The 16,543-nt window shown below is 71.7% G+C and carries 17 protein-coding genes; 11 read left to right on the forward strand and 6 right to left on the reverse strand.

What is annotated here, in order from left to right; all coding sequences use genetic code 11:
- Positions 1 to 2 precede the first annotated feature (2 nt).
- The 7 genes from GA0070620_RS27295 to GA0070620_RS27325 all read left to right on the forward strand — a co-directional run bounded on the left by GA0070620_RS27295 (position 3) and on the right by GA0070620_RS27325 (position 6,339).
- On the forward strand, positions 3 to 932 hold the full coding sequence (locus GA0070620_RS27295; RefSeq protein WP_091595540.1) for a F0F1 ATP synthase subunit gamma: 930 nt from the start codon (positions 3 to 5) through the stop codon (positions 930 to 932).
- Positions 932 to 2,368, forward strand: a complete 1,437-nt coding sequence (gene atpD / locus GA0070620_RS27300) for a F0F1 ATP synthase subunit beta (protein WP_091595542.1) — start codon at positions 932 to 934, stop codon at positions 2,366 to 2,368. Before GA0070620_RS27295 ends, atpD begins: the two co-directional genes overlap by 1 nt.
- A gap of 210 nt (positions 2,369 to 2,578) precedes the next feature.
- Positions 2,579 to 3,721, forward strand: a complete 1,143-nt coding sequence (locus GA0070620_RS27305; protein WP_091595544.1) for an LCP family protein — start codon at positions 2,579 to 2,581, stop codon at positions 3,719 to 3,721.
- A 90-nt stretch (positions 3,722 to 3,811) separates the two neighbouring features.
- On the forward strand, positions 3,812 to 4,096 hold the full coding sequence (locus GA0070620_RS27310) for a F0F1 ATP synthase subunit epsilon (RefSeq protein ID WP_091595546.1): 285 nt from the start codon (positions 3,812 to 3,814) through the stop codon (positions 4,094 to 4,096).
- Between the two features lie 12 nt (positions 4,097 to 4,108).
- Entirely contained in the window at positions 4,109 to 4,564 is a 456-nt protein-coding gene (locus tag GA0070620_RS27315; protein WP_091595548.1) for a DUF2550 domain-containing protein, read from the forward strand.
- Positions 4,565 to 5,169: 605 nt separating this feature from the next.
- Positions 5,170 to 5,466, forward strand: a complete 297-nt coding sequence (locus GA0070620_RS33825; protein ID WP_377519956.1) for a response regulator transcription factor — start codon at positions 5,170 to 5,172, stop codon at positions 5,464 to 5,466.
- Positions 5,467 to 5,598: 132 nt separating this feature from the next.
- Positions 5,599 to 6,339 carry a DedA family protein gene (locus tag GA0070620_RS27325; RefSeq protein ID WP_091595552.1) on the forward strand — a complete coding sequence of 247 codons (741 nt, stop codon included), beginning with the start codon at positions 5,599 to 5,601 and terminating at the stop codon, positions 6,337 to 6,339.
- A 75-nt stretch (positions 6,340 to 6,414) separates the two neighbouring features.
- Here GA0070620_RS27325 and GA0070620_RS27330 read toward each other — a convergent pair whose 3' ends face one another.
- Complete coding sequence (locus GA0070620_RS27330; protein WP_091595554.1) at positions 6,415 to 6,987, reverse strand: cob(I)yrinic acid a,c-diamide adenosyltransferase; 573 nt, start codon at positions 6,985 to 6,987, stop codon at positions 6,415 to 6,417.
- Between GA0070620_RS27330 and murA the strand changes: the two genes are divergently transcribed.
- Together murA and GA0070620_RS27340 are read left to right on the forward strand one after the other, a co-directional pair.
- Positions 6,986 to 8,428: a UDP-N-acetylglucosamine 1-carboxyvinyltransferase gene (gene murA / locus GA0070620_RS27335; protein WP_091595556.1), complete on the forward strand. Its 1,443-nt coding sequence runs from the start codon at positions 6,986 to 6,988 to the stop codon at positions 8,426 to 8,428. The genes GA0070620_RS27330 and murA overlap by 2 nt on opposite strands.
- A gap of 78 nt (positions 8,429 to 8,506) precedes the next feature.
- Positions 8,507 to 9,355, forward strand: a complete 849-nt coding sequence (locus GA0070620_RS27340; RefSeq protein WP_091595558.1) for a 3-hydroxyacyl-CoA dehydrogenase family protein — start codon at positions 8,507 to 8,509, stop codon at positions 9,353 to 9,355.
- 58 nt (positions 9,356 to 9,413) lie between these two features.
- Here GA0070620_RS27340 and GA0070620_RS27345 read toward each other — a convergent pair whose 3' ends face one another.
- Entirely contained in the window at positions 9,414 to 10,259 is an 846-nt protein-coding gene (locus GA0070620_RS27345; protein WP_091595560.1) for an ABC transporter permease, read from the reverse strand.
- Complete coding sequence (locus tag GA0070620_RS27350; protein ID WP_091595562.1) at positions 10,256 to 11,104, reverse strand: ABC transporter ATP-binding protein; 849 nt, start codon at positions 11,102 to 11,104, stop codon at positions 10,256 to 10,258. Before GA0070620_RS27350 ends, GA0070620_RS27345 begins: the two co-directional genes overlap by 4 nt.
- 151 nt (positions 11,105 to 11,255) lie before the next feature.
- Between GA0070620_RS27350 and GA0070620_RS27355 the strand changes: the two genes are divergently transcribed.
- Positions 11,256 to 13,262: a protein meaA gene (locus GA0070620_RS27355; protein WP_091595564.1), complete on the forward strand. Its 2,007-nt coding sequence runs from the start codon at positions 11,256 to 11,258 to the stop codon at positions 13,260 to 13,262.
- A gap of 23 nt (positions 13,263 to 13,285) precedes the next feature.
- Here the strand turns inward: GA0070620_RS27355 and GA0070620_RS27360 are convergent, their stop codons facing one another.
- Together GA0070620_RS27360 and GA0070620_RS27365 are read right to left on the reverse strand one after the other, a co-directional pair.
- Positions 13,286 to 13,582, reverse strand: coding sequence for a DUF1540 domain-containing protein (locus GA0070620_RS27360; RefSeq protein WP_091595566.1), 297 nt, complete (start codon positions 13,580 to 13,582; stop codon positions 13,286 to 13,288).
- A gap of 47 nt (positions 13,583 to 13,629) precedes the next feature.
- Positions 13,630 to 14,664: a polysaccharide deacetylase family protein gene (locus GA0070620_RS27365; protein WP_231921989.1), complete on the reverse strand. Its 1,035-nt coding sequence runs from the start codon at positions 14,662 to 14,664 to the stop codon at positions 13,630 to 13,632.
- Between the two features lie 538 nt (positions 14,665 to 15,202).
- Here GA0070620_RS27365 and GA0070620_RS27370 point away from each other — a divergent pair.
- Entirely contained in the window at positions 15,203 to 15,796 is a 594-nt protein-coding gene (locus tag GA0070620_RS27370; RefSeq protein WP_091595568.1) for a hypothetical protein, read from the forward strand.
- A gap of 68 nt (positions 15,797 to 15,864) precedes the next feature.
- Here GA0070620_RS27370 and GA0070620_RS27375 read toward each other — a convergent pair whose 3' ends face one another.
- Positions 15,865 to 16,482 (reverse strand): DUF4126 domain-containing protein, encoded by a 618-nt coding sequence (locus GA0070620_RS27375; RefSeq protein ID WP_091595570.1) that lies wholly within the window; start codon positions 16,480 to 16,482, stop codon positions 15,865 to 15,867.
- Between the last annotated feature and the right edge of the window lie 61 nt (positions 16,483 to 16,543).

Genomic DNA, 16,543 nt, shown 5'->3' on the forward strand with positions numbered 1-16,543 from the left:
CCGTGGCGGCCCAGGTACGCGTTCTTCGTCAGCGGATCCGTTCCGCCAAGTCGATGAAGAAGATCACCAAGGCGATGGAGCTCGTGGCGACGAGCCGGATCGCCAAGGCCCAGGCCCGGGTCGAGGCGTCCCTGCCGTACGCCCAGGCCATCACCGGCGTGCTCACCGCGCTGGCGTCCAACGCCCGGATCGACCATCCGCTGCTGACCCCGCGCGAGCGGGTGCGGCGGGCGGGCGTCCTGCTGGTGACCGCCGACCGGGGCCTGGCTGGCGGTTACAGCACCAACGCGATCCGGACGGCTGAATCGCTGATCGCCCGGCTGCGGGCGGACGGCAAGGACCCGGTCCTGTACGTCATCGGCCGCAAGGGCGTGACGTACTACCGGTTCCGCAACCGGCCGATCGAGGCGAGCTGGACGGGCTTCTCGGAGCAGCCGGCGTTCACGGACGCCCGCGAGGTGGGCGAGACGCTGATCAAGGCGTTCTCGGCCGGCGCGGACGACGTCGACGGCGGCACCGGGGCGGACGGGGTGCTCGGGATCGACGAGCTGCACATCGTCTACACCGAGTTCCACTCGCTGATGACCCAGACGCCGGTCGCGAAGATCATCGGTCCGATGCAGGTCGAGGACCGTCCGCGGTCCGAGGGTCTGCTCCCGGCGTACGAGTTCGAGCCGGAGGCGGAGGCGCTGCTCGACGCGCTCCTGCCGCGCTACATCAACACGCGGATCTACGCGGCGTTGATCGAGTCGGCGGCGAGCGAGTCGGCGGCCCGCCGGCGGGCCATGAAGGCGGCCACGGACAACGCCGAAGAGATGATCGAGAAGTACACGCGTGAGATGAACTCGGCCCGCCAGGCCGGGATCACCCAGGAGATCAGCGAGATCGTCGGCGGCGCGAACGCGCTGGCCGCGTCGGGAAGTGAAGTGTGATGACTGCCCCAGTAGAGACCAAGACGGCCACCGGTCGCGTGGTCCGGGTCATCGGCCCGGTCGTCGACGCCGAGTTCCCGCGCGACGCCATGCCGGACCTGTTCAACGCCCTGCACGTCGACGTGACGCTCTCCGGCGGCGAGAAGACGCTGACCCTCGAGGTCGCCCAGCACCTGGGCGACAACGTGGTCCGCGCCATCTCGATGCAGCCGACCGACGGCCTGGTCCGCGGTTCGGTCGTGCGGGACACCGGCTCGCCGATCACCGTCCCGGTGGGTGACGCCGTCAAGGGTCACGTGTTCAACGCGATCGGTGAGGTCCTCAACCTGACCGAGGGCGAGACCCTCCAGGCCGACGACCACTGGCAGATCCACCGCAAGGCCCCGGCCTTCGCGGACCTGGAGCCGAAGACCGAGATGCTGGAGACCGGCATCAAGGTCATCGACCTGCTCGCCCCGTACGTCAAGGGCGGCAAGATCGGCCTGTTCGGCGGCGCGGGCGTCGGCAAGACGGTGCTCATCCAGGAGATGATCACCCGTGTCGCCCGCAACTTCGGTGGTACGTCGGTCTTCGCCGGCGTGGGTGAGCGGACCCGTGAGGGCAACGACCTCATCGCGGAGATGACCGAGTCGGGCGTCATCGACAAGACCGCGCTGGTCTACGGCCAGATGGACGAGCCGCCGGGCACCCGGCTCCGGGTCGCCCTCTCGGCGCTGACGATGGCGGAGTACTTCCGTGACGTGAAGAAGCAGGAGGTGCTGCTCTTCATCGACAACATCTTCCGCTTCACGCAGGCCGGTTCCGAGGTCTCCACGCTGCTCGGCCGGATGCCGAGCGCCGTGGGTTACCAGCCGACCCTGGCCGACGAGATGGGCGAGCTCCAGGAGCGGATCACCTCCGTCCGGGGCCAGGCCATCACCTCGATGCAGGCGATCTACGTGCCGGCGGACGACTACACCGACCCCGCTCCGGCCACCACGTTCGCCCACCTCGACGCGACCACCAACCTGGAGCGGTCGATCTCCGACAAGGGCATCTACCCGGCCGTGGACCCGCTGGCGTCCTCGTCCCGGATCCTCGCCCCGGAGTTCGTCGGCCAGGAGCACTTCGCGGTGGCCACCGAGGTGAAGCGGATCCTGCAGCGCTACAAGGACCTGCAGGACATCATCGCCATCCTCGGCATCGAGGAGCTCTCCGAGGAGGACAAGGTCACGGTCGGCCGGGCCCGCCGGATCGAGCGCTTCCTGTCGCAGAACACCTACGCGGCGGAGCAGTTCACCGGTGTGCCGGGTTCGACGGTCCCGATCAAGGAGACCATCGAGGCCTTCCGGAAGATCAGCGAGGGTGAGTACGACCACTTCCCTGAGCAGGCCTTCTTCATGTGCGGCGGCCTGGACGACCTGGAGCGCAAGGCGCAGGAGCTGATGAAGGGCTGACCACGCCCGACACAAAAGAACGCCCCGGCAATGCCGGGGCGTTCTTTTGTTCATCTTCAGGCCCTATCATCGCCGCTGCCCAATCCGTCAGGCTCGGCGCCCGGTCGTGCTCAGGTACCGTTCATCGCGCCGTCGCCGGGACAGGGCGTCGAAACGTGCAACGTTTTCGACCACCTGGGCCGTCTACATGGGCAGGCGCGACGAACGGAGATGCTCGTGGGTAAGGCCGGCAAGAACGGCCGGAAGAAGTCCATCTGGCGTGGCGTGCCGCGGTGGGCCCGGGTCTGCACCGCCTTCGGTGTGGTGCTGATGATGCTCAGCGGCGGGTTGCTCGTCGGCAGCGAGGTGCTGCTGGCCCGCTACGAGGGCTCGGTGGGCAAGGCCGACCTCTTCGGCGACCAGGCCGCCGGCGCCAAGGAGCGCAAGAGCGACATCAAGGGCCCGCTCAACATCCTGCTGGTCGGCATCGACCCGCGGAAGCCGGAGACCCCGCCGCTGGCCGACTCGATCATGGTGCTGCACGTGCCCGCCGAGATGGACCGCGCCTATCTCTTCTCCATGCCCCGCGACCTCTACGTGGACATCCCGGCCTTCCCCCCGGCCCACTTCCGGGGCGAGCGCACCAAGCTCAACGCGGCGATGTCCTTCGGCAGTCAGATCCCCGGCAAGAACCCGGACGCGGCCCGCGGCTTCGAGCTGCTCTCCAAGACCGTGCAGAACGAGACCGGGATCAAGCGCTTCGACGCCGGCGCGATCATCAACTTCACCGGCTTCCAGAAGATCGTCGACGCGATGGGTGGCGTCGACATGTACATCGAGCGCGAGGTGCGCTCGGAGCACCGCGAGCCGAGCGGCAAGCACCGCGAGGGCAAGCCGGGCGGCGGCGGTTACATCGGTCCGCAGGCCGTGTACAAGAAGGGCAACCAGCACCTGAGCGGCTGGCAGGCGCTGGACTACGTCCGGCAGCGCTACCCGAAGAACGGTGTGCCCGACTCCGACTACGGCCGGCAGCGTCACCAGCAGCAGTTCGTGAAGGCGATGGTGGGGCAGGCGTTCAGCGCCGACGTCGTGACCAACCCGATCAAGCTGGACAAGGTGCTTCGCGCCGCCGGTCAGTCGCTGATCTTCAGCGGTCGCGGCAACAGCGTGGTCGACTTCGGCCTCGCCCTGAAGAACATCCGCCCGAACGCGATCCAGATGATCAAGCTGCCCGGCGGCGGGGTCTACGACGGCAAGACGTACAAGGGCGAGCAGTTCCAGGCCGGGGTGTCCGACTTCTTCGCCGCCCTGCACAACGAGCAGCTCGACCCGTTCCTGCTCGAGCATCCGGAATTCGTGAACAAGACCAAGTAGGCGTGGCCCACCTCTCCGCCACCCGCGTTGGGGGCGCTGCGGCGGCGGGACTAGAATTTGCCCAACCCGCCGCCGCAGCAAGGAGACAGCGTGGCACAGCAGCTTCACGTCGAGCTCGTAGCCGTCGAGGAGAAGGTCTGGTCCGGCGAGGCCGAGATGGTCGTCGCCCGGACGACCGAAGGTGAGCTCGGCGTGCTGCCGGGGCACGCGCCGCTGCTCGGTCAGCTCGCCGAGCCCGGCCAGGTCCGCATCAAGCTCCCCGGTGGCCAGCAGGTCTCCTACGAGGTGGACGGCGGCTTCCTCTCCGTGAGCGCCGAGGGCGTGACCGTCCTCGCCGAGAGCGCCACCCCGGTCGACGCCGCGCAGAGCCGCTGAGCCGACCCGTCGATGGAGATCGTCGAGGGGATCGGGATCGGCGTAGCCGTCGTTCTCGTCGCGCTCCTGATCCTCTTCGTCCGGCGGGCCCTGGTCACCCGCAGCGGTGGCATCATCCGGCTCAGCGTCCGGGTCTCCACGCTGCTCGACGGGCGGGGCTGGTCGCCCGGCTTCGGCCGGTTCGTCGGTGACGAGCTCCGCTGGTACCGGATGTTCAGCTTCGCGCTGCGTCCCAAGCGGGTTCTCTCCCGCAAGGGGTTGGCCGTCGAGCGACGGCGGCTCCCCGAGGGGCAGGAGCGGCTCTCCATGCCCGCTGACTGGATCATTCTCCGCTGTACCAGTCACCATGCTCCGGTGGAGATCGCCATGGCGCGATCCACGGTCACCGGCTTCCTCTCCTGGCTCGAGGCCGCCCCACCCGGGGCGGCCTCGCCGCGTCTGGCCTCCCAGGACTGGCCGGCCGCCTAGCCGTCCGGCGCCGACGCCACGGGCCGGCCGGGGATTTCGACGCCGGACCGGGCCGCGGCCACCCGGAGGAGGGGCCACGGCCGGTGGGAGGACCATCACCCCACCGACCGATCCGTATCGTGGCCGGGTGACGGGTGTTCGACACGGCTGGTGGCCGGAGGTGCTGCTCGGGCTGGTCGCGGCCGGCCTGGGGGCGGCCAGCACCCTGTTGGGCACGCCCGGTCCGCCCCGGGAGGGCTGGGCCGTCGCCGTTCCGCTCGTCGCGGGGCTCGGCCTGGTGGGCGTACGCCGGCTGCCGTGGCTCGTCCTGGTCGGCGAGTGCACGCTGCTCGTCGTCGCCGACGCGCTCACCGCCACCGCCACCGACACCCCGCAGTTGGCGGCGGCGGTCGCCTTGGGGTTCGTCGCGTACCGGGCGGACTGGCGCGGCACGGCCCTGGCCTACGCGCTGTTCTACGCCGTGACCCTCGCCGACGTGCTGGTCCAGGGCAACGCCGGTGTGCTCTCCGGAGGTCTCGGGGTGCTCCGGCTGGTCATGCTCACCGGAGTCACCGCCGCACCGGTCGCCTTCGGGCGCGCTGGCCCCGCCGGTCCTGGCCCGGATCGTGCACCGGGCGATCGCCGACCACGACCGCGAGCGGCGGCCGACCCCCCGGGACCCGGGGCTGCGGCTGCTCACCCCTCGGGAGCGGGAGGTGTTGGCGCTGCTCGGCGCGGGCCTGTCCAACGCGGAGATCGGCGACCGGCTGCACCTCGGAGTGACGACCGTCAAGACGCACGTCTCGGCGGCGATGGAGAAGCTGGACCTGCGCAACCGGGTGCAGGCCGCGGTGGTCGCCCATCGGCTGGGCCTCGTCGACGACGACTTCAACGCCGTGCCCGATCCGGAGACGACCGGCTGACGACGCCCGCCGCCCGGCCGCCCGGCCGGGGTCCGGCCCGGCTCGGCCCGGCACCATGGCCGGCCAGCCGGAGGAGCCGGACCGGCCCGCCGCAGGAGGGCGGCGCGGGGCGGCGTCGGCAGAGTCGGTCAGGTGACGTTCCTCGACTCGCTGACCGACCGGCTCGTCGGGCTGCCGCCCGCCGTGGTGCTGCTGGTCGCCGCCCTCGTCCTCGCCGGTGAGGTCGGCCTGCTCGCCGGGCTGGTGCTCCCCGCGGCCACCACCATGCTGACCGTCGGCCTGCTGGCCCGTACGGGCGAGGTGGACCTGTCCGCCGCGCTCGTCGTCACCACGCTGGCCGCGTTCACCGGCGACCAGCTCGGCTACCTGGAGGGGCGCCTCCTGGGGCCCCGGGTGCGGGCCGCCCGGCTCGGGCGACGGATCGGCCCGGACCGGTGGCAGCGCGCCGAGGCCCTGGTGGCGACGCGCGGCGGGCCGGCCGTGCTGGTGGGCCGGTGGACGGCGTTCGTCCGGACCCTGGTGCCCCGGGTGGCCGGTGCGGTGGGGCTGCCGTACCGGCGGTTCGTCCTGTTCGACGGGATCGGGGTGGTCGTGTGGGTGCCCGGGACGGTGCTGGTCGGTTACCTCGCCGGTGGCGTGCCGACGGGGCCGCTGGCCGCCGCCGGAGCGGTGCTCGCCGTCGCGGTCGGCGGCGTCCTCCTGGCACACCGGCTCCGGGCGCGCCGCCGCGTCCGGGCGACCCGGTCCTGTACCGGGCCGGCGCGACGCGGACGTGCCCCGGCCGGACCGGGGCCGCGCCCCCGCCGTCCCGGGCCGGGCCGGGGCGTACGCAGCCGGCGCGGCGTGCTGGACAGCCCCGAACACTGGCGTTGAGCCCGTGGCTCCGCCGGGGTCTGGCCGCCGCCAGAGCGGGTACTCAGACCCCGACGTGGAGCAACGTGTCGGTGGTCAACGGTTCCCGCCCGGGACCCATAGCACATCTCCGGCCGGATTGGCCGACCTCGACAGAATGAACAACAGGTCGGAGAGCCGGTTGAGATACTTGGCGGGGAGCGTGCTGGTCCGCTCCGGGTCATGGCTGACCAGCGCCCATGCGGCCCGCTCGGCCCGCCGTGCGATGGTCCGCGCCACGTGCAGCAGGGCCGCGCCCGGGGTGCCGCCGGGGAGGATGAAGGAGTCCAGCTTGCTCAGCCGCGCGTTGAACTCGTCGCACCAGCCCTCGAGGCGCTCGACGTACTCCTCGGTGACGCGCAGCGGCGGATACTTCGGCTCCGGCTCGACCGGGGTGGACAGGTCGGCACCCACGTCGAAGAGGTCGTTCTGGATCGACCCGAGCACGGTCCGTAGTTCGTCGTCGAGTTGGCCGAGGGCGAGGGCGACGCCGATCGCCGCGTTGCACTCGTCCACGTCGGCGTACGCGACGATCCGTGGATCGGTCTTCGGTACCTGCTCGTTGTTGCTCAGCCTGGTCGTGCCGGCATCGCCGGCCCTGGTGTAGATGCGCGTGAGGTGGACGGCCATGACGCACAGCCTACGGATACCTGACCTGACGATTCCGGTGCGGCCGGACGCCGCCCCCGGCTGGCCGGGCGGGGTCGGCCCGGGCGACGCGGGCGATCCGGCGGTCAACGACGTCGACGTCATCCGCGTGAGCGGGGGCGCCCGGCTGGCCGGCACGGTGCACGTCGTCGGCGCGAAGAACTCGGCGCTCAAGCTGATGGCCGCCGCGTTGCTCGCCCCGGGACGCAGCGTGATCACCAATGTCCCCCGGATCACCGACATCGCGATCATGGGTGAGGTGCTGCGCCGGCTGGGTTGTGACGTCCGGTTCGACGCCGACGACCCGGTGGACCCCATGGTCGCCGGTGGCGGGGTCGCCCGGTCCCGCTCGGTCTCCATCGACGTGCCCGAGCGGCCCGGCGCGGAGGCCGACTACGACCTGGTCCGCCGGCTGCGGGCGTCGATCTGCGTGCTCGGCCCGCTGCTGGCCCGCCTCGGCCACGTACGGGTGGCGCACCCCGGCGGCGACGCCATCGGGTCCCGCGGCCTGGACATGCACATCTCCGGGCTGACCCGGATGGGTGCGGAGATCTCCGGCGAGCACGGGTTCGTCATCGCGTCCGCGCCGCACGGCCTGCACGGCGCGGAGATCACGCTCGACTTCCCGAGCGTGGGCGCCACCGAGAACCTGGTGATGGCGGCGGTGCTGGCCCGCGGCGCCACGGTCATCGACAACGCGGCCCGGGAGCCGGAGATCGTCGACATCTGCACGATGCTCCAGCAGATGGGCGCCCAGATCTCCGGTGCGGGCACGTCCACGCTGCACATCGAAGGGGTGCGCGAGCTGCGGCCGGTGCGCCACGCCACGGTGGGCGACCGGATCGTCGCCGGCACCTGGGCCTTCGGGGCCGCGATGACCCGCGGCGACGTGACGGTCACCGGGGTGGACCCCGAATTCCTCCAGGTCGCGCTGGACAAGCTGGTCGCGGCCGGCGGGCTGGTGGAGACCCGGGCGGACGCCTTCCGGATTCGGATGGACGAGCGGCCGGGCGCGGTGGATGTGGTGACGCTGCCCTTTCCGGGTTTCGCCACCGACCTGCTGCCGATGGCGATCGGGCTGGCGGCGGTGAGCGACGGCGCCTCGCTGATCACCGAGAACATCTTCGACGGGCGCTTCATGTTCGCCAACGAGATGATGCGGCTGGGCGCCGACATCAAGACCGACGGCCACCACGCCCTGGTCTGCGGCCGCGACCGCCTCTCCGGGGCGCCGGTGCGGGCCACCGACATCCGGGCCGGCGCCGGGCTGATCATCGCGGGGCTCTGCGCGGACGGCGTCACCGAGGTCTCCCACGTGCACCACGTCGACCGTGGTTACCCGGACTTCGTGGCCGACCTGCGGGCGCTCGGGGTGAGCGTGGAGCGGGGGACCGCGCCGGAGGGGCCCGACCTGACCATCTGACCGCCACCGGGCTTAGCAATCGTTCAGGCTCGCCGACTAGGGTGCTGGCAGACACTCAACCAGGCGAGGGAGAAGCAGATGGCGGGTCGACTCGCGGTCGTCGGGGCGGGGCTGATGGGCTCCGGGATCGCCCAGGTGGCGGCGCAGGCGGGCTGGCAGGTGACGTTGCGGGACCTGGACGACGCGGCGACCGGCCGCGGCGTCGCCGGCATCCGGAAGTCGCTGGAGAAGTTCGCCGAGAAGGGGAAGATCGCGGCCGACGACGTCGAGGCGACGCTGGGCCGGATCACCCCGACCACCGACCTGGAGGCCGCCGCCGACGCGGACATCGTGGTCGAGGCCGTGTTCGAGCGGCTGGAGGTCAAGCACGAGGTGTTCCGCGCGCTCGACAAGATCTGCAAGGCGGACGCCGTCCTCGCCACGAACACCTCGGCCATCCCGGTGACCCAGATCGCGGCGGTCACCGATCGCCCGGAGTCGGTGGTCGGCACCCACTTCTTCTCGCCGGTGCCGATGATGAAGCTCTGCGAGCTGGTCCGGGGCTACAAGACCAGCGACGCCACGCTGGCCACGGTGAAGGCGTTCGCCGAGGAGATCGGCAAGACCGTGGTCGTGGTCAACCGGGACATCGCCGGTTTCGTCACCACCCGGCTGATCGCCGCCCTCGTCGTGGAGGCGGTGAAGCTGGTCGAGTCGGGTGTCGTGTCGGCCGAGGACCTGGACACCGCGTGCCGGCTCGGCTTCGGCCACGCCATGGGCCCGCTGGCCACCACCGACCTGACGGGCGTCGACGTGCTGCTGCACGCCGCGAAGAACATCTACACGGACACCGCGGACGAGAAGTTCTTCCCGCCGGAGCTGCTCCAGCGCATGGTCACCGCCGGTGACCTCGGCCGCAAGAGCGGCAAGGGCTTCTACACGTACTGAGCGGGAGCGGGGGCGGGCGCCGCGGCGCCCGCCCCCCGTCGCGTCTCGACCGCGGCGTTCAGCCGTCGCGCCGGGTGGTCCAGCGGAACGTCGTGAGGCACAGCACCAGGCCGATCACGCACCAGGCCCCGAGCACCAGGGCGACCCGGCCCAGCTCGAACGACCCGCCCGGCTCCCGGCCGGCGAAGCTCTCCGGCAGGAACACCGCACGCAGCCCCTGGCACATCCACTTCAGCGGGAAGAGCGCCGCCACCTGCTGCATCCAGCTCGGCAGCTCGGTGAAGACGAAGAACACCCCGGAGATGAACTGGAGCACCAGCGCCACCGGCGTGACCACCGCCGAGCCGCTGCGCGCGGTGCGGGCCAGCGACGAGATGGCGATGCCGCAGAGCGTGCACGCGGTCACGCCGAGCACCGCGACCCAGCCGAAGGTGAGCCACCGCCCGGCGGTGCCCGGCAGGGACAGGTCGAAGAGCGCGACGGAGACGGCCAGCAGCAGCGCGGTCTCCGCGACGCCGACCGCCACCACCATGAGCACCTTGCCGGCGAAGTAGACCCACTTCGGCATCGGCGTGCCCCGGTAGCGCTTCAGCACCCCCCGGTCCCGCTCGATGGGGATCCAGATGCCGAGGTTCTGGAAGCTGACCGTCATGAGGCCGGTTGCGATCATCCCGGTGATGAAGTACTGCGTGTAGCTGACCCCCGGCGCGATCTCGTCACCGAAGATCGCCGCGAAGATCAGGATCATGATGATCGGGAAGCCCATCGTGAAGACGACGGACTCCCGGCTGCGCAGGAACTGCGTGATCTCCAGCCGGCCCTGCCGTAGCCCGAGCGCGACCGGGCCCACCCGGCGGGCCGGGGTGGCGGCGACCGGGGCCGCCGGCTTGGTGGTGGTGGTCATCGGTGTCCGATCATCGTGAGGTAGACGTCTTCCAGGGTCGGCCGGGTCACGGTGAGCCCGGGGACCTCGCCGCCGTGACGCGCGGCCAGTTCGGCCACCAGCGCCGTCGGCGTCGCGCTCTGCACGCTCTCCAGCGTGCCCTCCGGCGTACGCCAGGAGACCGTCGCGAGCGCCTCCCGCCGGTCGCCGAGCTGGTCCGGGGCGGCCACCTCGACCAGCCGCCCGCCGGCGATCACGCCGACCCGGTCGGCCAGCGCCTCGGCCTCGTCCAGGTAGTGGGTGGTGAGCAGGATCGTGGTGCCGGCGGCGGCCAGGTCGCGGATCAGCTCCCAGAACTCGCGGCGGGCCTCCGGGTCGAAGCCGGTCGTGGGCTCGTCGAGGAAGAGCAGCTCGGGGCGGCCGATGATGCCCAGCGCCACGTCGAGTCGGCGCTTCTGGCCGCCGGAGAGGGTGTGCGTCCGGGCCCGGGCCTTGGCGGTCAGGCCGACGCGTTCGATCACCTTCGCCGGGTCGTCGGCGTCCGGGTAGAAGCCGGCGAAGTGCCGGACCACCTCGCCGACGGTCAGCTCGTCGAACTCGCCGGTGCCCTGGAGGACGATGCCCACCCGGGCCCGCCAGTCCGCCGCGGGGGCGGCCGGGTCGCTGCCCAGCACCGAGACCTCGCCGGCGTCCCGCTGTCGGTAGCCCTCCAGGATCTCCACGGTGGTGGTCTTGCCCGCTCCGTTCGGACCGAGCAGGGCGAAGACCTCGCCGCGACGCACCTCCAGATCGAGGCCGGCGACCGCCGCCGTCCCGCCGTACGTCTTGCGCAGCCCTCGCACCGCGATGGCGAGCTCGTTGTCCATGTCGTCAAGTGTGCGACCTGGTCGGCGACGTGGACCGGGCGGGGTGTGGGGGTCGCCCCCATGTCGCGCCGTCCGTACCCGGGCGTCCCCTCCATGGACGTGTGTGGTTTTCCACAGCCCGTTTTACTGAACGGTAACTTAGACTCCGGCCATGGACGAGAAGGCAGTCCCGGGTCGGTTGCCGGAGCGCGACCGCCCGTGGGTGATGCGCACGTACGCCGGGCACAGCTCGGCCGCCGCCACCAACGCCCTCTTCCGCCGCAATCTCGCGAAGGGGCAGACCGGCCTCTCGGTCGCCTTCGACCTGCCCACCCAGACCGGCTACGACCCGGACCACGAGCTCGCCGCCGGTGAGGTGGGGCGGGTCGGCGTGCCCGTCGCCCACCTCGGCGACATGCGGGCCCTCTTCGACGGCATCCCGCTCGCCGAGATGAACACGTCGATGACGATCAACGCGCCGGCGATGTGGCTGCTCGCCCTCTACGCCACCGTCGGCGCGGAGCAGGGCGCCGAGCCGGTCCGGTTCGCCGGCACCACGCAGAACGACATCATCAAGGAGTACCTGTCCCGGGGGACGTACATCTTCCCGCCCGCCGCGTCGCTGCGGCTCACCGCCGACGTCGTCGCGTACACGCTGCGGGAGATGCCGCGCTGGAACCCCGTGAACATCTGCTCGTACCACCTCCAGGAGGCGGGCGCGACGCCGGTGCAGGAGGTCGGTTTCGCCCTCGCCACGGCGGTCGCCGTGCTCGACACCGTGCGCGACTCGGGTCAGGTGCCGGCCGAGCGCATGGGCGACGTGGTGCAGCGGATCTCGTTCTTCGTCAACGCCGGGGTGCGCTTCGTCGAGGAGATCGCCAAGATGCGCGCGTTCGGCGCGCTCTGGGACGAGATCACCCGCGACCGCTACGGCGTGACCGACCCGAAGCAGCGCCGGTTCCGCTACGGGGTGCAGGTCAACTCGCTGGGCCTGACCGAGGCGCAGCCGGAGAACAACATCCAGCGCATCGTGCTGGAGATGCTCGGCGTGACGCTGTCCCGGGACGCCCGGGCCCGCGCGGTGCAGCTGCCCGCCTGGAACGAGGCGCTCGGCCTGCCCCGACCCTGGGACCAGCAGTGGTCGCTGCGGATGCAACAGGTGCTCGCGTACGAGTCGGACCTGCTGGAGTACCCGGACCTGTTCGAGGGCTCGCACGTGATGACCGGGCTGGTCGACGAGATCGTCGCCGGGGCCCGCGTCGAGCTGGACAAGGTGCTGGAGATGGGCGGCGTGGTCACCGCCGTGGAGACCGGCTACCTCAAGAGCGCCCTGGTCGCCGCGCTGGCCGAGCGGCGGCGGCGGATGGAGGCCGGCGCCGACGTGGTGGTCGGCGTCAACCGGTTCACCGAGACCGAACCGAGCCCGCTGACCGCCGCCGGCGCGGAGGCGGTCGAGCAGGTGGACCCGGCGGTGGAGGCGGACGCCGCGATCGGCGTACGCGAGTGGCGGGCCGGGCGGGACGGCGCCGCGGTCGCCGCGGCGCTGGACCGGCTACGGGCCGACGCGGCGACCACCGCGAACCTGATGCCGGCGACGCTCGCGTGCGTGCGGGCCGGCGTCACCACGGGGGAGTGGGCGGGCGCGCTGCGGCAGGTCTTCGGCGAGTACCGGGCGCCCACCGGCCTGGCCGGTGGGGTCGGGCCGGGCACGGACCCGGGCCTCGCGGGCGTCCGGGAACGCGTCGCCGCCACCGCCCGTGAGCTGGGCAGCGGGCGACTGCGGCTGCTGGTCGGCAAGCCCGGCCTGGACGGGCACTCCAACGGTGCCGAGCAGATCGCGGTGCGCGCCCGGGACGCCGGCTTCGAGGTGGTCTACCAGGGCATCCGGTTGACCGCCGGCCAGATCGTCGCGGCCGCGGTGGAGGAGGACGTCGACCTGGTGGGGCTCTCCGTGCTCTCCGGGTCGCACCTCGCGGCCGTGCCGGCCGTGCTGGACGGCCTGCGCGCCGCCGGCCGGGGTGACCTGCCGGTGGTGGTGGGCGGCATCATTCCGACCGGCGACGGCGAGCACCTGCGCGCGGCCGGGGTGGCCCGGGTCTTCACGCCGAAGGACTTCGCGCTCACCGGCATCATCGACGAGCTGGTCACGGTGATCCGGGAGGCCAACGGGCTGGCGTGAGCCGCCCTGGCCGGTGGTCCGGCTCAGCGCTCGACATACGTCATGCAGTCGGCCAGGTCGTTGTCCGGGCCGACCCGGATGGCCGGGGCGTGGCACTCCAGCTGCTCGTTGTGCCGGCAGTCGGCCCGCTGGCAGGCGCCGACCTGGGCGGTCAGGTCGGCGACGCCGGCGCGCACCGGCAGCTCGACGAAGGTGTGGCAGTGCGCGTGGTCCGCGCTGCCGATCGTGATCGCGAAGGCGTGGCAGTCACCGGTGTGGTTGTACGCGCACGCGGCGACGACACACTCCTCGACGTGGGGCATCTCGATCGCTGCGGTCATGTCGACCTCCTCCGTCTTTGCCCCGATTTTAGGCGTGCGGGAGGCGGTCAGGGCGTCGGTTCCCCGTTCGACAGGACCTCCGACAGCGGGGCCGGTCGCAGACCGCGTTCGGCCAGGCCGGCCAGGATGTGCGGCAGCGCCTCGTCGGTCATCGGAGCGTTGGCCTCGGTGACGTGCATGATGATCACCGAGCCGGGGCGTACCTGGGACAGGACCGCGCGCACCAACGGCCGCCACGCGGTGGCGAACGGGTCCCCGCTCACCACGTCGCCGTCCACCACCGTGACGCCGAGCGGGGCCAGGGCGCTCAGCGCGGTGCGGTCGTGGCACAGCCCGGGAAAGCGGAAGTACCGGGTCTGTCGGCCCCCGTACGGCGCGATCACGTCGAACGTCCGGGCCACGTCCGCGGTCATGCTCCGTTTCGGGATCCGGGGCAGGTCGTAGCAGTCCGGTGTGAAGGCCGCGTGCCCGTACGTGTGGTTGGCCAACTCGAACCGTGGGTTCCCGGCCAGCCGCCGGGTCACCTGCGGATACTCCTCGACCCACTTGCCGGTCAGGAAGAAGGTCGCCGGCACCTGCCGCCGTTCCAGCAGGTCGATGATCGCCAGGTTCGCGTACGACCGCACCGCGCCGGTGCGCAGTTGGCGCCGCATGGCGTCGGTCAGGTCGGCGTCGAAGGTGAGCGCGACCTTGTTCCCCGTACGAGGCCCGTGGTCGACCACCGGCGGCAGCGTGCCGGGCGGGGTGGCACCGGGAGGTGTGGGCCCACTGGCCGGGGGTGTCGCCTCCGGGGCGTTCGGAGTGCCCGGCGCGCCCGATGCGCCGTTCGCGCCCGGCCCGCCGTTCGTGCCCGGCCCGCCGTTCGCGCCCGGCCCGCCGATCGGGCCCGGTGTGCCGCCCGCGGCCGGCGCGCCGTTCTCGCCACCGGGTGTTGCGGCTGTCGGGGCGTCGGTCCGGGGGAGCCGGGCGAGGCCGGCGCTCACCGCCTCCTGCCGGGGCGTGGGGCCGGCGACGAGAGCTGCCACGGCCGCGAGCACGGCGAGCGTCACGGCGAGGGGAACGCGGAGGTTCTTCACGGACACCGGAGCATGATCCCAACGACAACGGCTCCGCGATGCCCCGCCCACCGCTCGGAATCCGCTCGATCCACTCGGCGTCCCGTATGTCGGGTTGTCATCGTCGCGGGATCGCCCGACATCCAGAAAGAGGAGTTGATCTGAAACAGGTCGGCACGGTCCCGAGCTTGACGGGGCCGGTTGACCGTTCTGGGCGGTTTGTGCGGTGGCCGGGGACACCCCCAGGCCGGAATGATGGCCGCCCCGCGGTCGTTGAACATGGTCCCTGCCGAGGCAGGGCCGACCCGGAGCCCGATCGACCGGGCCAGGTCGGAATGACTCCGGCCCGCAGGTCGTTGGACATGGACCCGACGCACGTGGCGCGCCCCGGAATGATGGTGGCCCGCCGGTCGTTGGACATGGACCGCGGCGCGTGTGTGAGGCCCCCCGCCTCCGCGGGCCGGATGCATCCCCCCTTGTGACTTGAGCGCCGACGAGGTGCTTACACCTGCCTGGCCGACCCCCATCGGCGGCGGGTGTCAAACCCCCGAAGGAGCTACTCATCATGAACACGATCATGCGTAAGAGCGTTCTTGGTCTTGCTGGTCTCGCCTTCGCCGGCGGTGTCGTCGGCGGCCCGATCGCGGCGACGCACCACGCGCACTCGGTGGACATGAAGCCGGTGGCGGTCGTGCAGACCGACAAGAGCACGGTCGACAAGGCCAAGCTGATTCCGCACGGCGTGCAGGGTGCGCAGTCGCGCATCGACCTGAACGACGAGCAGATCGCGAACGTGAAGGCGATCATCGCCGCGACGAAGAAGTCCGGTATGGACGAGCGGGCGGCGGTCATCTCGATCGCGACCAGCCTGCAGGAGTCGAAGCTGGAGAACCTGGGTCACCTCGGTGACGCCAACGACCACGACTCGCTGGGCCTGTTCCAGCAGCGCCCGTCCAGTGGTTGGGGCACGCCGGAGCAGATCACCGACCCGATCTACTCGACCCAGGCGTTCCTCAAGGGCCTCAAGCAGGTCGACGGGTGGCAGGACATGCCGCTGACCGAGGCCGCCCAGACGGTGCAGGTGTCGGCCTACCCGGACGCCTACGCCCAGTGGGAGCAGCAGGCCGCCGACCTCGTCGCCCAGTACTGGAACAGCTGACCACCAGCACGAGCAGAAGCCGCTGGCCGGCACCCCGAGCAGGGGTGCCGGCCAGCGGCGTTTCCGGGTCAGACGCGGAAGCCGGCTGCCCGGGCCGCCTCCCGCTCGCGCCGACGGTCGGCCCGGCGACGCCGGAACCAGAACAGGGAGGCGACGAGACCGACCAGGAAGAACAGGACGAGCACCGGCAGCAGGATCGCCACCACCGACATCAGCACGCTGGTCGCGTCCTCGGCGGTGCTGGCGACGGGCGCGCCGACGCCGGCGGTGGTCGCGTTGATCACCGGGCGGGCCGCCGACTTGAGCAGGTGCACCCCGAGCGCGACGAGCACGCCGGTCACCACCGGGACCCACTGGTGCGACGAGAAGAAGGAACCCGGGTCGCTCACCGTCACCGTCTCGGCGGAGGACCCGGCCCCGAAGGCCAGGCCACCGGCGGTCGGGCGGACCACGGTCTGCACGACGTCGTTCACGTGGTCGACCACCGGCACCTTGTCGGCGACCACCTCGACGGCGAGCAACGCCGCCAGGATGGCCATCACCCAGCCGTTGCCGAGCCACGCCCAGCCACTGGGCAGGTCGATCAGGTCGGTGTAGCGGGCCAGCAGACCCATGGTGAGCAGGGGGATGTAGGCGTTCAGACCCGCCGACGCGGCGAGACCGGTTCCGGTGAGGACTTCGAACACGATCTCAGCATCCCACCGGCACGCCAGTGCCGCTCGCCGGCGCCGGCCCCCTCCTCGGCTA

The organism is Micromonospora krabiensis (assembly GCF_900091425.1).
Taxonomy (GTDB): domain Bacteria; phylum Actinomycetota; class Actinomycetes; order Mycobacteriales; family Micromonosporaceae; genus Micromonospora; species Micromonospora krabiensis.

Excerpts from the sequence above, each read along its gene's own strand:
- GA0070620_RS27370 (WP_091595568.1), top strand. The coding sequence starts at position 15,203 with ATGAACACGATCATGCGTAAGAGCGTTCTTGGTCTTGCTGGTCTCGCC.
- GA0070620_RS27355 (WP_091595564.1), top strand. The coding sequence starts at position 11,256 with ATGGACGAGAAGGCAGTCCCGGGTCGGTTGCCGGAGCGCGACCGCCCG.
- GA0070620_RS27360 (WP_091595566.1), bottom strand. The coding sequence starts at position 13,582 with ATGACCGCAGCGATCGAGATGCCCCACGTCGAGGAGTGTGTCGTCGCC.
- GA0070620_RS27345 (WP_091595560.1), bottom strand. The coding sequence starts at position 10,259 with ATGACCACCACCACCAAGCCGGCGGCCCCGGTCGCCGCCACCCCGGCC.
- GA0070620_RS27315 (WP_091595548.1), top strand. The coding sequence starts at position 4,109 with ATGGAGATCGTCGAGGGGATCGGGATCGGCGTAGCCGTCGTTCTCGTC.
- GA0070620_RS27305 (WP_091595544.1), top strand. The coding sequence starts at position 2,579 with ATGCTCGTGGGTAAGGCCGGCAAGAACGGCCGGAAGAAGTCCATCTGG.
- atpD (WP_091595542.1), top strand. The coding sequence starts at position 932 with ATGACTGCCCCAGTAGAGACCAAGACGGCCACCGGTCGCGTGGTCCGG.
- GA0070620_RS27340 (WP_091595558.1), top strand. The coding sequence starts at position 8,507 with ATGGCGGGTCGACTCGCGGTCGTCGGGGCGGGGCTGATGGGCTCCGGG.
- GA0070620_RS27350 (WP_091595562.1), bottom strand. The coding sequence starts at position 11,104 with ATGGACAACGAGCTCGCCATCGCGGTGCGAGGGCTGCGCAAGACGTAC.
- GA0070620_RS27330 (WP_091595554.1), bottom strand. The coding sequence starts at position 6,987 with ATGGCCGTCCACCTCACGCGCATCTACACCAGGGCCGGCGATGCCGGC.
- murA (WP_091595556.1), top strand. The coding sequence starts at position 6,986 with ATGACGCACAGCCTACGGATACCTGACCTGACGATTCCGGTGCGGCCG.